We start from the raw sequence: 13,191 nt of genomic DNA, 5'->3' as shown, positions 1-13,191 counted from the left end.
CCTGATCTATCAGCCTGCCTGTTACGATTGCTTGTGGTTATGGATTCCGGGCTCGGCGCCGACGCGCCGCCCCGGAATGACAGAAACAGAGAATCACCTCGCCGCGGCGACCTTCAGCGGCTGCGGCATCAATCCGCCCATCGGACGGCCGGAGCGCGCGGGGTTGAGCTGATAGAGACCGCGGCGCTCGGTGATCGGGCGGAACGCGTCGGTGATGCCGACGACGGATTCGGCGGCGCCAAGCAGCAGCGTGCCATCGGCTTCCAGTCCCTTCGCCATGCGCTCGAAGATCACGGCCTTGGTGTCCTGGTCGAAATAGATCAGGACGTTGCGGCAGAAGATCACGTCGAACGTGCCGAGATGGGAGAAGTCCTGCAACAGATTGAGCTGGCGGAACTGCACCATCGCGCGAATATCGGCATTGAGCTGCCAGAGCTCGCCGACCTGCGTGAAGTATTTCATCAGGTGCTGGATCGGCAGGCCGCGCTGCACCTCGAACTGGCTGTAGATGCCGGCCCTGGATTTCTCCAGCACCTCCTGCGACAGATCGGTGGCGACGATCTCGATGCGCCAGCCGGCGAAGACCGCGCCCATCTCCTTCACGCACATCGCGATCGAATAGGGCTCCTGCCCGGTCGACGAGGCCGCCGACCAGATGCGGAGCGACCTGCGCGCCGCGCGCGCCTGGAGCAGGCCCGGCAGGATGGTCTCGCGCAGATGATCGAACGGGATCTTGTCGCGGTAGAAGAAGGTCTCGTTGGTGGTCATCGCCTCGACCACGTCGGTCGCAAGCCGGCCGTCGCCGTTCCTGATCTTCAGCACGAGATCGGGAATGCCGGGCAAGCTCGCCTTGCGGGCAAGCGGCAGCAGTCGGCTCTCGACGAGATATTGCTTGTCGGCGGAGAGATCGAGGCCGGAGCGCTCTTTCAGGAACTTGCGCAGATACTCGTAGTCGACCGGCGTCACGAGCGGTCTCCCGCGAACAGGCGGTTGACCTTGGCACCGATCTGGTTGAGCGGCAGGATCGCCGCGCAGATGCCGGCATTGGCCGCCGCGCCCGGCATACCCCAGACCACGCTGGAGGCTTCGTCCTGCGCGATCACGTTGCCGCCGGCGGCGACGATGTCCTTGCCGCCGCGCATGCCGTCCGAGCCCATACCCGTCAGGATCACCGAGAGGATGTTGCCGTGCCAGATGTCGATGGCGGAGGTGAAGAGCGGATCGACCGCGGGCTTGCAGAAATTGACGGCGGGACCGTCGTCGAGCGCGATCGCCGCGTCCGCGCCGCTGCGCACGACACGCATGTGCTTGCCGCCGGGCGCGAGGTAGATCCGTCCCGGCTTCACCGGCTCGCCGTCGACCGCCTCGGCCGCCGGCTTGCGGCTCGCGCGCGCCAGGTGCTCGGCGAGAATGGTGGTGAAGGTCGGCGGCATGTGCTGGGTGATCAGCACCGGGAAGCGGTCGATCACCGGTCCGAGCTCGGTGACGAGCGCCATCAGCGCCTGCGGACCGCCGGTCGAAGAGCCGATCAGCAGCACCTTCGGTGCGTGGGCCGAGAACGGGCGCGTGGACAGCGCCCCCGACGACGGCGCATGCAGGGCCGGTGCGGGCGCGGCAGGCCGCACGACAGCCGGTGCACGTGCGGCCGGTGCCGGGGTCGCGGGCGCCAGCGGCGGGCTCGCGACTGCGGGCCTGCGGCGCAGCCGCGCGCCGAGGTGACGGATCTTCTGGATCAGGTCGTGATGAAAGATGTCCGCGGCCGACGCTTCGCGCGTCGACTCCGGCTTCGGAATGTAGTCCGCTGCACCGAGCGACAGCGCCTTGAAGCTGATCTCCGCGTTACGGCGGGTCAGCGTCGAGGCCATGATGATGACGAGATCGCGCTTCTTCGCCAGCAGTTGCGGCAGCGCCGAGATGCCGTCGAGCTCGGGCATTTCGATGTCGAGCACGGCAACGTCGGGATTGATGCGTTCGAGCTGGTTGACCGCCTCGAGCCCGGTGCGCAGCGAGGCCGCGACCTCCATGTCATGCTCGGCACCGATCCAGCGCGAGATCAGACCGCGTATGACGACGGAGTCGTCGACGACCATCACCCGCAGCGGCCCGGCGTCGCGCGACGGACCCGTGGTCGAATTACCTGCGAACGCAACACTCATTACTCACCAACTCAGACTGAAACGGTTCAGTTGAAACAATCGCCGAAGGATCCGTTCAGCCTCCGGATGTTCGCTCAGATAAGCCCGACTTCCTGGAATTTCGCCGTCACGATGTCCTTGTCGAAGGGCTTCATGATGTATTCGTTGGCGCCGGCGTGCAGCGCACGGGCGATGTGCGCAACGTCGTTCTCGGTGGTGCAGAACACCACCTTCGGCTGGTCGCCGCCGGGCATCCGCCGGAGGTGGCCAAGGAATTCGTAACCGTCCATCACGGGCATGTTCCAGTCGAGCAGCACGGCATCGGGCAAGCCGCGCTTGCAGGCCTCCAGTGCCTTCTCACCGTCCTCGGCTTCGAGAATCTGGAAGTCGAGGCCCTCCAGGATCCGGCGCGCAACCTTGCGGATGACGCTGGAATCATCAACGACGAGACAAGTGCGCATGTGAACCTCTGCTTCCTACCCCCTTGTGGGGGTACTTCCATTGCGAGTCCGTCGGCGGCGATGCCGCCGTATCAGGCCGCCATCATCTCGGGCGCGAGCTCGAGGACGCGATCGACGTCGAGGACGACCATGAGCTGCCCGTCGAGGCGGTGGACACCGCCGGCGAGCTTGGCCATGCGGGGATCGAGGTTGACGGGGTTCTCTTCCTTGCCGTCCTCGGCAAGCCGCAGCACCTCGCCGATCTGGTCGATCAGGAGGCCGTAGGATTCACCGCGCAGGTCGACACCGACCGCCATCGCCGTCTTGCCGTCCTCGGGCTTGGGCAGGCCGAGCCGGGCGCGCATGTCGACCACGGTGACGATGCGGCCGCGCAGGTTCAGCACCCCCGCGATCTCGCGCGAGGACAGCGGAACACGGGTGACGCGCTCGGGCATGAACACGTCCTGGACCCGGGAGATCGGCAGGCCGAACAGCTGGCCGCCGATCATCGCGGTGACGTATTCGACCATGGCGCCTTCGGTGGTCTGGGTCTTGTTGCTCATCTGCGTATCTCCTGATCCATCCCGCTCTTAGGCCGCTGCCCGGCTCAGCTCGGAGGCGCCGGCGGCACCCGCGGTCTGTTCCTTCAGCGCCGCGATCAGACCGGGACGGTCGAACTTGGCGACATAATCGTGGAAGCCGGCCTGACGGCCGCGCTCGATCGCCGCCGGCGACACCAGCGCGGACAGGCCGATGATCGGCATCGCGCCCAGATTGGTGTCGGAGCGGATCACTTCGGCGAACTCGAACCCGTTCATGTCGGGCATCTCGATGTCGGTCAGGACCACGTCGAAGCTCTGCGCGCGGAGCGCAGCCAGGCCCTCCTGCGCGGTCGGCGCGGTGCGGACGCGGTAGCCGGCCGCCTTCAGCACCGGGGCCAGCATGTTGCGGAAGAAGGCCGAGTCGTCGACCAGCAGCACCGACTGCGAGTGCTGCGACGGCTTCATCTCCTTGCGGGTGAACCAGTCGGCGAACGCCATCGGCAGGAAGTGGCCGACGTCGATCACTTCGGTGGCCTGGCCCTTGATCACGGCCGAGCCGAGAATGCCGGAGGCGGAGCCGCCGACCTCGATGTTGAGCCGTTCCTCGACGATGTCGATGATCTCGTCGACGACGAGGCCCATGGAGCGGCCGTCATCGGCGAACACCAGGATCGGCTGGGCGCCCTGGCTGGCAATGGTGACGCTCTCCATGGCGACGAGCGGCATCAGCTGCTCGCGGTACTGCACCATGTAGCGGCCGTTGGAGAACTCGATCTTGTCGGCCGGCAGCTCCTCCAGGCGGGTGACGAGCCCGAGCGGGACCGCCTTGGGCTGGCTGGAGCCGGCGCGGAAGACGAGGAGCGAGGTGGTCTGCTCGCCACTTCCGATGTGATGCGCGCCGTTCTCGTCGCCCATGTCATGGGCCGAGGAGCCGGCGGCGCCGAGCGCCTTGGCAATGCCGTTGGGATCGATGATCATGATGACCGCGCCATCGCCCAGAATGGTGTTGCCGGAGAACATGTCGATGTGACGCAGTTTTGTCGACATCGGCTTGACGACGATCTCTTCGGTGTGGAACACGCCGTCGACCACGATGCCGAAGGTCTGGCTGCCGACCTGGGTCACCACGATAAAGCCGTTCTCGGGATCGGAGGCGGCGCCGTCGTCGATCTTCAAGAGCTTCTTGAGGTGGATCAGCGGCAGCAGCTTGTTGCGCAGGCGCAGGACAGCGGTGTCCTTGATGCGTTCGATGCGGTGCTCTGAGTTGGCGCGGGCTCGGACCAGCTCGACCACCGAGAGCTGCGGGATCGCGAAGCGGTCGCCGGCGGCCTCGACGATCAGCGCCGAGACGATGGCCAGTGTCAGCGGGATCTTGATGGTGACGGAGGAGCCTTCACCGGCAACGCTCTTGATGTCGATGGTGCCGCCGATCTGGTCGATATTGGTACGCACCACGTCCATGCCGACGCCGCGGCCGGAGACCGAGGTGATGGCCGCTGCCGTGGAGAAGCCGGGCGCGAAGATGAACTTGTGGATCTGGGCTTCGCTCATCTTCTCGAGCTCGGCCTCGGTGACGAGACCGGAGGAGATCGCCTTGGCCTTGATCCTCTCGGTGTTGAGGCCTCTTCCGTTGTCGGCGATGCAGATGATGATGTGGCCGCCCTCGTGATAGGCGGACAGGCGAATGGTGCCCTGCTCGCCCTTGCCGGACGCGAGCCGCTCGGCGGGGGTCTCCAGGCCATGGTCGGCGGAGTTGCGCACCATGTGGGTGAGCGGGTCCTTGATCAAATCGAGCACCTGGCGGTCGAGCTCGGTGTCGGCGCCGTGCATCTCCAGCTCGATCTGCTTGCCGAGTTCGCTCGACAGATCGCGGACGATGCGGGGCAGCTTCTGCCAGGCATTGCCGATCGGCTGCATGCGCGTCTTCATGACGCCTTCCTGCAGCTCGGCGGTGACGTTGGACAGGCGCTGCAACGGCACCTTGAACTCGGTGTCCTCGTTGCGGCGGGAGATCTCCAGCAGCTGGTTGCGGGTCAGGACCAGCTCGGAGACCATGGTCATCAGATGCTCCAGCGTATCCACGTTGACGCGGATCGACTGGTTGGCGATGCGGTCGCCTTCGGCGGCACCCTCGTCAGCCATCGACTTCTTCGGCGCGGCCTTCTCCTTGGCGGGCTTTGCAGCTTCCTTGGCGGCGGGTGCCGGAGCTTCAGCAGCCGGCGCAGGCTCGGCCTTGACGACAGGGGCCGGCGCTTCGATCGCGGTCTCGCGGAAGGCGCGCTCGAGCTCGTCGAGCGAGACTTCGCCCGGACGCAACGGCCGCTCCAGGGTCTGGTCGATCAGCGAGCCCTGCGTCATCTCTTTGGCGGGTGCAGGCGCAGCAGCAACAGGGGCTTCCGGCACCAGCGGCGGCGCTTCAGCAACGGGAGCAGCGCTGCCAGCCGCCATTGCCGCCATGCCCTGCTCGACCATCGCCTCCAGCTTGTCGATGAGATCGCGGTCAGTGCCCTCGGGCTCGGCTTCGGTCGCCTCCAGCCCGGCGAGGATCTCCTTGATGCGGTCGATCGAGGACAGGATCACCGTCACGGCCTGCCCCGTCACCGGCATGCCGTCGCGGAATTTGCCCATCAGCGTCTCGCCGGCATGCGCCAGCGCTTCAAGCCGCGGCAGGCCGAGGAAGCCGCAAGTGCCCTTGATGGTGTGGACCAGGCGGAAGATGTTATCCAGGATCTTGGCGTTGTTCGGCTCCTGCTCGAACTTCACCAGCTGATTGTCGACGGTGTCCAGGCTCTCGCTGGTCTCCGTCAAAAACTCCCGCAACAGATCATCCATGAAAACAGGCCTTCATACAGGGAGGGCGCGCACGACTTGTGATGCGCCATTTCGGAATGGGGCCAGCTTCACCGCAAAGCGTTTAATAATGGTTGAGTATGTGCAAAAGAACGGAACCAACAAAGAGATAAGGCGCTCCGGACAAGCCGAAGCGCCTCGTAAAGGATAGATTAACGTTTGCGGGCGGCGACGCGCTTACGATGCGGTAACGGTGATGGCTTCGCCTTCGTGCGCGAGCCTCACGGTGAGCCCGCAAGCCTCTGCCAACAGCCGCGTATAATAAGGCTGGATCGCGTGCGCATCCGCGGCCGGGCCGCGCTCCCCGCTCAGGAGCTCGGAGATGTTCTGCGGCAGGCGCGCATTATGACCGGTCGCGGTGACGCGAAAGCTCATGGTCTCGCCCTCGCCGATCGGGTCGATCGTCAGCATGCCGCCGCGCGGGATCGTGTGCTGGGAAACAACCAGCATATTGAGCAACAGCTTGACGCGATTCTTCGGCAGCAAGAGCCGCGGCAGATTCCACGTGATCGAGCACTTGCCGTCCTCGATGTGACCGCGCGCCATGGTCTGGGCATCGCCGAGGTCGATCTGCGCGCCGGACGAGCCGGCCGCGCCGAAGGCCAGGCGACAGAATTGGAGGCGGGCGGAGGCGGTTTTCGCGCTCTTGCGGATCAAATCGAGCGCGAACTCGCGATCCTCGGGCTTGGGATCGTCGTCGAGCACTTCGAGCCCATTGACGATGGCGCCGACAGGGCTGATGAGATCGTGGCAGACCCGCGAACACAGGAGCGCGGCGAGTTCGAGCGCGTCTGGAGCGGTAGCGGTACCGGGTGACGAAGCGTCAGACATAAAGGGTTCCTGGAATTGCACGGCGCGGACGCGGCGAATCACGCATGCTTGACGAATGCCGCAGGTTCTAACATTCGCAAGCCCGTGGCAGCTAGCTTGCGATCGGTTCGAAGCGGCCATAAAGCCGCGGCGAATCAGTCGAGTAGGGATGGAATTGCCGATGAATGAGGCATGCAGGTGAAGCGGATCATCGACGGCCCGGCCGCCTCCCACCTGATGGAGCCGCTCACCGCGCTGGTGGTGAAGGCGGGCGAAGCGATCCTCGCGGTCAATCGCGCAGCGATGCGGGTCGACGGCAAGCAGGACGGCTCGCCGGTCACCGAGGCCGATCTCGCCGCCGACCGCATCATCGCTGACGGCCTGGCGCAGCTTGCGGGCGACGTGCCGACGCTGTCGGAAGAGCGGACCCAGCTCGCCTCGCCGCCATTCCGCGACAGCTTCTTCCTGATCGACCCCCTGGACGGCACCAAGGAGTTCGTCGCCGGCCGCGACGAGTTCACCGTCAACCTCGCCCTCGTGACCGAAGGTGTGCCGCTGCTGGGCATCGTAGCCGCGCCCGCGCTCGGCCTGCTCTGGCGCGGCATCGTCGGCCGCGGCGCCGAGCGCGTCAGGTTCGACGGCACGAGCATCGGTGCTGCCGAACCGGTCCGCACCCGCACGCTGCCGACGCAGGGCGAGCCTTGGATCGCGGCAGTGAGCCGTTCCCATGGCGACCTCAGAAGCGAGGCGTTCATCGACGGCCGGCCCAATGCGGTCAGGAAGACGGTCGGCTCAGCGGTGAAATTCGGCCGGATCGCGGAGGGCAGCGCCGACATCTATCCCCGCTTCGGACCCACTTGCGAATGGGATGTCGGGGCGGGCTGCGCGGTCGTGACGGCGGCCGGCGGCAAGGTCACCGACGGCAAGGGTGGCGAGCTCCGATTCGGCCAGCGCGGCGACACCGGCTTCATTATCCCGGAATTCATCGCCTGGGGCGATCCGCGGGCGGCAGGCTGCTACTGACTGAGCTGTTATTGACTAAGCTGTTATTGACTAAGCTGTTCCTGGAGCGCCGGCCAGCGCTTGCGCACCTCGTAGAGGAAGCGCTCCGGGTCGGCGGCGAAGGCATCGCGATTAGCCTCCCGGCTGAACAGATAGAGCCGCTGCGCCGAAATCACGTAGAAGCGGGGGTTGGCGGCGACGGCCACGCCGCGGGCGATGTCGGCCGGATCGTACCCGCCGAACTGCGGTCCATAGATCTCGGGATGGGCCAGGAACGACGCCCGGTTGCCCTCGTTGCGGAAGCGCCAGACCGCGCCCCAGAGGTTCGCCTCGAACTCGGCCGTCCCCTGCGCGGCCGCGCCATCGACGAAATAGGCGACGGGGTCGAAACCCTCGATCGCCACGCCGCTGAAGCGGTTGACGACGATCCGCTCGGTGGTGGCAGCCTCGGCCGGCAAACCTGCGCAGGCGATCCAAATGCCTGCCAGCAGGCAGACCAGAAAGCGGATCAAGGCGATTCCGGGGCGCAAAGGGCTATCTTCCTGCCGTTGTGCCGTCATAGTTGCTGCGGATAACATCCGAGTCGAGGGGACATCCGGCGCAACCTAGAGCCGTGCCTGTTGGCGCCAGGTTAAGGAAGCGGCGGGATTCGATACCAGGGGTTCTTTTATGACTTTCGCATCACGCCTTGCTGCGGTCGCGCTTGCCGCGCTGGTCGGCTGGATCGTCCCGGCCTCCGCCCAGCAGGCGCCGCCGCCCAATTTGCCGCCGCCGCAGCGGACCCCGTCGCCCAGCACCTATGGGCCGGACGAACTCGTGACCGCCGGCCACCGCTTCTTCGGCAACGTCTCGCGCGGGCTCGCCTCGATCATCGAGAAGGCCGTCAGCCAGTGGGGCCTGCCCAACGGCTATATCCTGGGTGAGGAAGGGTCCGGCGCCTTCGTTGCCGGCCTGCGCTACGGCGAAGGCACGCTCTACACCAAGAACGCCGGCGACCTGCGCGTCTATTGGCAGGGCCCCTCGCTCGGCTTCGACTGGGGCGGCGACGGCGCGCGCACCATGACGCTGGTCTATAACCTGCCCGCCACCAACGCGATCTATCAGCGCTTCGCCGGCATCGACGGCTCGGCCTATATCATCGGCGGCTTCGGCATGACGGCGCTCACCGCCAACAACATCGTGCTGGTGCCGATCCGCTCGGGCCTCGGGCTACGGCTGGGAGCCAATATCGGCTATTTGAAATTCACCCCGCGCGCGACCTGGAACCCGTTCTAGGTCGGTCTTCCCCAGTCCATTTCCGGATTCACGTTAACAACAGGGCGGGGCTGGCTTTTTGCCGGCCCGCCATGCATTGTCTTTGGTAAATTTTTCCTTAGCTCTGGGAGTTCTGGCCCATGGTCGAACCGATCATGTACCTTGCGATCGGTTTCCTGCTCTCGATGCTGTGCGGGCTTGCCATCGTGCCGCTGGTGCATAACCGCGCGGTCCGCCTGACCACGCGCCGACTCGAGGCCGCCACCCCCCTCTCGATGGCCGAGATCCAAGCCGACAAGGACCAGCTCCGCGCCGAATTCGCCATGTCCGCGCGCCGGCTCGAGATGAGCGTCGACCAGCTCAAGAACAAGACCACGAGCCAGCTCGCCGAACTCGGCAAGAAGAGCGACGCCATCAACCGCATGAAGATCGAGCTCGGCGAGAAGAACGCCACGATTTTCGCGTTGGAGGCACGCGAGAAGGCGGTGAAGGAGCAGCTCCGCGCCACCGAAGAGGAATTCAACGCCAAGACCGAGGCCCTGCGCGCCGCCGAGAACGCGCTGACCGACAAGCAGGGCGAGCTCGCAAAAATCAATTCCGAGCTGTCCGACCGCTCGATGATGGCGGAGAGCCGTCAGGTCGAACTGGTCGTGGTGCGTGCGCAGATCGAGGAACTGAAAAATCGCGTCGGCGACGCCGAGAAGGAATTTGCCGCCACGCAGGCGCGGCTGACGCAGGAGCGGACCGAATCCGAGACCGCCTCACGCGAGCTCGGCGACACGCGTGGCCGTGTCGAGAATCTGAGCCAGCGCGTCACCGAGCTCGATCGCCAGCTGATCGTGCAGGTCAAGGAGGCCGAGATGCTGTCGGGCCGCGTCGCCGATCTCGAAGGCCGCCTCGCCACGCAGGGCAAGCTGCTCGCCGAGCGCGACTACGAGAACAACCAGCTCCGCCAGGCCAATGAGGGCAATGATCGCATCATCAAGGAGCTGCGCGTCGAGATCGCCGGCTTAAGCGGCGGCAAATCGTCGGCGGCGTTCGAATCGCTCCGCGCGGAAAAGACCGCGCTGGAGGAGCAGCTGCGCACCGCGCGCGACGAGCGCGCCAAGCTCCAGCGCGACATCAACGCGATCCAGCAGCAGGCGGAGAGCTCCTGGGCGACCGAACGCATGGAGAATGCGCTGCTGCGCGAACGCATCAACGACATCGCCGCCGAGGTGGCGAAGCTCGCGATGCAGCTCGAAGGCCCGAACTCGCCGATCGAGGCCCTGCTCGCGGCCGAGGCCGGCCAGCCCCCGAAACCGGCACCCCGCCCGGCCAATGACGCCGCCGGCAATGGCGCGGCCGCTGTCACCCTGCCCGAAGGCGGCGGAACGCTGGCCGAGCGCATCCGCGCGCTCCAGGCCCACGCCTCCCGCGCCCGCCAGCAGGGCGCATAAGCGGCCCAAACCACGGTCTGGCCAGCGAATTGCCGATCCGCGGAAGGTTTTCGGGCCCCAAGGCCCCTCCAAACTTGACACCTTCGGCCCGCACTTCTAAATCGCGGGCTCCGATGTGCCGGCCGGCCGAAAGTCCGGCCGTCGGCATGATGGTCCCGGGCGCATAGCTCAGCGGGAGAGCGTTCCCTTCACACGGGAGAGGTCCAAGGTTCGATCCCTTGTGCGCCCACCATTCCATCTTTATTATCAACGACTTATCGCATTCATTCCCTAAAGGTGTGCCCCAGAAAAGCCGGGGCACAACAGGGGCACTTCGATTGACGAAAGATCGCTCCACGATGGTGCCGCGATCCAGAGCCAATTGGGCCCGTCCCCCGGATTCATACCGGCCTGCAGAGAGACGATTATGAGCCGCATTTGGGAAGGCCGGCATGCGGAGGATTCTCATTTGTCGCTTGACCTCGGCTTGGCGATATTTCTCGTCAAGCTCCCGAACTCCCTCTCGCGCTTAAAACTCGCCCGGCTAGCAACTCGTCTCCTACGCGATGTCCGACGTGCCGCAGAAGATTGAGTTCCAGAAGGCTCGCTCCACACTCAAAGAAGCAATCGGGTTCATGAGCGCCGCAATTCACATGCTTTCAATTTTAACTGGCGGAAGCTCCCGGAGCGGCTACGGCGACACTCCGACGATCTCATCCTTCCGCGATTCCGCCTAGGCCGAAGCGATGTCATCGCGTTCTTCAATTGCAGCTAGGCGTCGATTGCTCACAGCAGCCTCTTGGCGGCATAGTCGTCGCCAGAAGTCCAGCAATCGCCTCTCATCGATTTTGAACTCGAGCACGCAGCTCAGCACATGCTCACCGAGCACGTCATCAAGCCTCTCCGCTTGGGCCGCGTGGAAAGCCGCCCAGGATGAAGCCTCTCGCGGCATCAGGTTGCGCAACGCGCTCAGCGATCAATCGACCACCAGTTGGTCCAGCACGAACTCGTGACGCGCATGATCGCCGCGGCCCGTTGCCCGTCCGCGGTTCCTTCCAAGACCGCGGAGCGCAGCATATCGCCGGAAGGAACGGTGGGGTCGCAAGGATCGGCGACAACTTGAATGCCAGCTTGTTCGAGGCGACTGGGAGACTTCACGCCTCCTCCTGCTCGGCTCTCCCGGTCGTCATGTTGAGAACCATTTCCGGCAAAAATCCAAGGAGATAGTCCGCAACCTTGCTCGCCTGCGATGCAGCTCGCACAATCGCGCGATGGTCCTCTCGCAGCACTTCGAGCCAGGAACCAATGTAGTCGGTGTGCCGCACCGTCGGCACGATTCCAAGCGAAGCGCAACTGAACGCAGAGGATATCTCTGCGATGAGTTCCTCGAAGGCGTACTTCTTGGTACCGTAGCCTCCTGACAAGTCACGGTTGAGACGCGACGGATGGCCGCTGGCATGCGCTAACTCGTGCAAGGCTGTTCGATGCCAATTGATCGGTTCGAAGTAAGCTTGTGGCGGCGGCACCTGCACATAATCCTCTGCCGGTACATAGAAGGCGCGCTCGCCCCCAATGCGGAAGTCAATGCCGGTCGCCTTAATCAGGGCTTCGACAGTTGGCTCGATCAGTCCTTGCGGCCGAGGAGGCGCAGCGGCCCCGATTTCCATAGACAAGCCGTCGCACTGATCGGCATTGAAGACCGTGAACCGCTTCAGGAACGGGATTGCCAGCGCTTCCTCACCGGTCGTTGCCGCTCGTTGCTTCTCATCATTCGGTACGAAGCGGTCCGCATAGACGACAGTCGTGCCGCGCTCGCCCTTGCGCACATGTCCGCCGAGCGATAGCGCCTGGCGGAATGTGAGCCAGCTCTGACCAACGAAGCCACGCTCGATGACTGCGCCCCAAAGGATCAGGACGTTGATGCCGCTGTATTGCCGTTTGGTCGCGGCGTTGTTCGGCATGACCAGCGGCGCCTTTGCCGCCGCGGTCCCCCAGGGCTGCACCCAGGGCACACGGCCGGCTTCGAGCTCGGCGATGATCTTGTCGGTGATTTCATCATATAGGCCTGCCCGCTCCTGGCTGGTCCCGATGCGAGGATGCCGTGTGGACATCGCATTTCTCCGCGAAACGGGCGCCGGCGAGCCTCTCTCGCGGCTATGAACCCGTCACGGCGGAGGGATCTCCCCTCTCACTCTAGGAAGCGCAGCCAAGCAAGACGCAGATCTGATTGGGCTGCGGCGGCAGCCCGCAGCTGGCGCATGTGAGTGGTGCAGCTGCAACAAGAGCTTTAGGCGTCTTGCAAGTGAAGGCGCTCGATGCTGGGCGGGCGTGCCAAAGGAGTAGCCGCTGGCGTCGGCATGGCGCCCTTTCGGCGGGACGCGTCACCGACTGCTGCCCCAAGACGGATTATAAGAGCACCCGCAGGAGTGCCAGCTGAGCTTCGGGCGCGGCCGACGACCGGATCCGGAATAAAGCGCTTCAAGCGAGGATTGACCGCGAGAGATCAAATGCCCGGTAGCCGAGAGGCGACAGCCCTCGGTTAGCGAGAACCCGCTCCATCGAAGCAAAACGATCTTAGCGGAAGGGCGGCGTAAGCTGTTTCGATGTGCCGTTGCCTGATTGGTCGGCCGAATTTGATAATGAACAGGATCGATGCGCGTGAAAGACGTTAGACCAAATGGATGAGACTACCCAACACCAGCATCATCTTTCGAACCAGCGGGCTCGCTTGGTAAAAGCG

Annotated in this window: 11 protein-coding genes and 1 tRNA gene; 4 read left to right on the top strand and 8 right to left on the bottom strand. The window is 64.8% G+C overall.

The genetic code is table 11. The features are described 5' to 3' along the window. Positions 1-93: 93 nt before the first annotated feature. The 6 genes from ACKWRH_RS08425 to chpT form a co-directional block, all read right to left on the bottom strand. A complete protein-coding gene (locus ACKWRH_RS08425; RefSeq protein ID WP_445220114.1) occupies positions 94-966 on the bottom strand; it encodes a CheR family methyltransferase in 873 nt (290 codons plus the stop codon). Further along, on the bottom strand, positions 963-2,156 hold the full coding sequence (locus ACKWRH_RS08420; RefSeq protein ID WP_041955012.1) for a protein-glutamate methylesterase/protein-glutamine glutaminase: 1,194 nt from the start codon (positions 2,154-2,156) through the stop codon (positions 963-965). The genes ACKWRH_RS08425 and ACKWRH_RS08420 overlap by 4 nt, the downstream gene beginning before the upstream one ends. Positions 2,157-2,230: 74 nt before the next feature. Further along, positions 2,231-2,596: a response regulator gene (locus ACKWRH_RS08415; RefSeq protein ID WP_007600538.1), complete on the bottom strand. Its 366-nt coding sequence runs from the start codon at positions 2,594-2,596 to the stop codon at positions 2,231-2,233. A 71-nt stretch (positions 2,597-2,667) separates the two neighbouring features. Then, positions 2,668-3,138: a chemotaxis protein CheW gene (locus ACKWRH_RS08410; protein WP_445220113.1), complete on the bottom strand. Its 471-nt coding sequence runs from the start codon at positions 3,136-3,138 to the stop codon at positions 2,668-2,670. A 27-nt stretch (positions 3,139-3,165) separates the two neighbouring features. Then, positions 3,166-5,949: a hybrid sensor histidine kinase/response regulator gene (locus ACKWRH_RS08405; protein ID WP_445219170.1), complete on the bottom strand. Its 2,784-nt coding sequence runs from the start codon at positions 5,947-5,949 to the stop codon at positions 3,166-3,168. Positions 5,950-6,144: 195 nt separating this feature from the next. Then, positions 6,145-6,798 carry a histidine phosphotransferase ChpT gene (gene chpT, locus ACKWRH_RS08400; protein WP_445220112.1) on the bottom strand — a complete coding sequence of 218 codons (654 nt, stop codon included), beginning with the start codon at positions 6,796-6,798 and terminating at the stop codon, positions 6,145-6,147. Between the two features lie 171 nt (positions 6,799-6,969). Between chpT and ACKWRH_RS08395 the strand changes: the two genes are divergently transcribed. Then, on the top strand, positions 6,970-7,800 hold the full coding sequence (locus ACKWRH_RS08395; protein WP_354121247.1) for a 3'(2'),5'-bisphosphate nucleotidase CysQ family protein: 831 nt from the start codon (positions 6,970-6,972) through the stop codon (positions 7,798-7,800). Between the two features lie 23 nt (positions 7,801-7,823). Here ACKWRH_RS08395 and ACKWRH_RS08390 read toward each other — a convergent pair whose 3' ends face one another. Beyond that, positions 7,824-8,309 (bottom strand): YHS domain-containing (seleno)protein, encoded by a 486-nt coding sequence (locus tag ACKWRH_RS08390; RefSeq protein WP_445222355.1) that lies wholly within the window; start codon positions 8,307-8,309, stop codon positions 7,824-7,826. A 139-nt stretch (positions 8,310-8,448) separates the two neighbouring features. Between ACKWRH_RS08390 and ACKWRH_RS08385 the strand changes: the two genes are divergently transcribed. The 3 genes from ACKWRH_RS08385 (at position 8,449) to ACKWRH_RS08375 (ending at position 10,704) form a co-directional block, all read left to right on the top strand. Next, positions 8,449-9,054 (top strand): DUF1134 domain-containing protein, encoded by a 606-nt coding sequence (locus ACKWRH_RS08385; RefSeq protein ID WP_014497701.1) that lies wholly within the window; start codon positions 8,449-8,451, stop codon positions 9,052-9,054. 119 nt (positions 9,055-9,173) lie between these two features. Then, entirely contained in the window at positions 9,174-10,472 is a 1,299-nt protein-coding gene (locus tag ACKWRH_RS08380) for a hypothetical protein (protein WP_445220111.1), read from the top strand. Between the two features lie 157 nt (positions 10,473-10,629). Further along, positions 10,630-10,704 (top strand) — tRNA-Val (locus ACKWRH_RS08375). A 901-nt stretch (positions 10,705-11,605) separates the two neighbouring features. Here ACKWRH_RS08375 and ACKWRH_RS08370 read toward each other — a convergent pair. Further along, the gene (locus tag ACKWRH_RS08370; protein WP_445220110.1) at positions 11,606-12,562 is read right to left on the bottom strand and encodes an ArdC family protein; all 957 of its coding nucleotides are present in this window, start codon (positions 12,560-12,562) and stop codon (positions 11,606-11,608) included. Between the last annotated feature and the right edge of the window lie 629 nt (positions 12,563-13,191).

The sequence above is a fragment of the Bradyrhizobium sp. Pa8 genome (assembly GCF_052588265.1).
The sequence above is the reverse complement of the archived record's forward strand: the minus strand, read 5'-3'. Positions and strand labels throughout refer to the sequence as shown.

Excerpts from the sequence above, each read along its gene's own strand:
- ACKWRH_RS08415 (WP_007600538.1), bottom strand. The coding sequence starts at position 2,596 with ATGCGCACTTGTCTCGTCGTTGATGATTCCAGCGTCATCCGCAAGGTT.
- ACKWRH_RS08385 (WP_014497701.1), top strand. The coding sequence starts at position 8,449 with ATGACTTTCGCATCACGCCTTGCTGCGGTCGCGCTTGCCGCGCTGGTC.
- ACKWRH_RS08395 (WP_354121247.1), top strand. The coding sequence starts at position 6,970 with ATGCAGGTGAAGCGGATCATCGACGGCCCGGCCGCCTCCCACCTGATG.
- ACKWRH_RS08370 (WP_445220110.1), bottom strand. The coding sequence starts at position 12,562 with ATGTCCACACGGCATCCTCGCATCGGGACCAGCCAGGAGCGGGCAGGC.
- ACKWRH_RS08410 (WP_445220113.1), bottom strand. The coding sequence starts at position 3,138 with ATGAGCAACAAGACCCAGACCACCGAAGGCGCCATGGTCGAATACGTC.
- ACKWRH_RS08420 (WP_041955012.1), bottom strand. The coding sequence starts at position 2,156 with ATGAGTGTTGCGTTCGCAGGTAATTCGACCACGGGTCCGTCGCGCGAC.
- ACKWRH_RS08380 (WP_445220111.1), top strand. The coding sequence starts at position 9,174 with ATGGTCGAACCGATCATGTACCTTGCGATCGGTTTCCTGCTCTCGATG.
- chpT (WP_445220112.1), bottom strand. The coding sequence starts at position 6,798 with ATGTCTGACGCTTCGTCACCCGGTACCGCTACCGCTCCAGACGCGCTC.
- ACKWRH_RS08405 (WP_445219170.1), bottom strand. The coding sequence starts at position 5,949 with ATGGATGATCTGTTGCGGGAGTTTTTGACGGAGACCAGCGAGAGCCTG.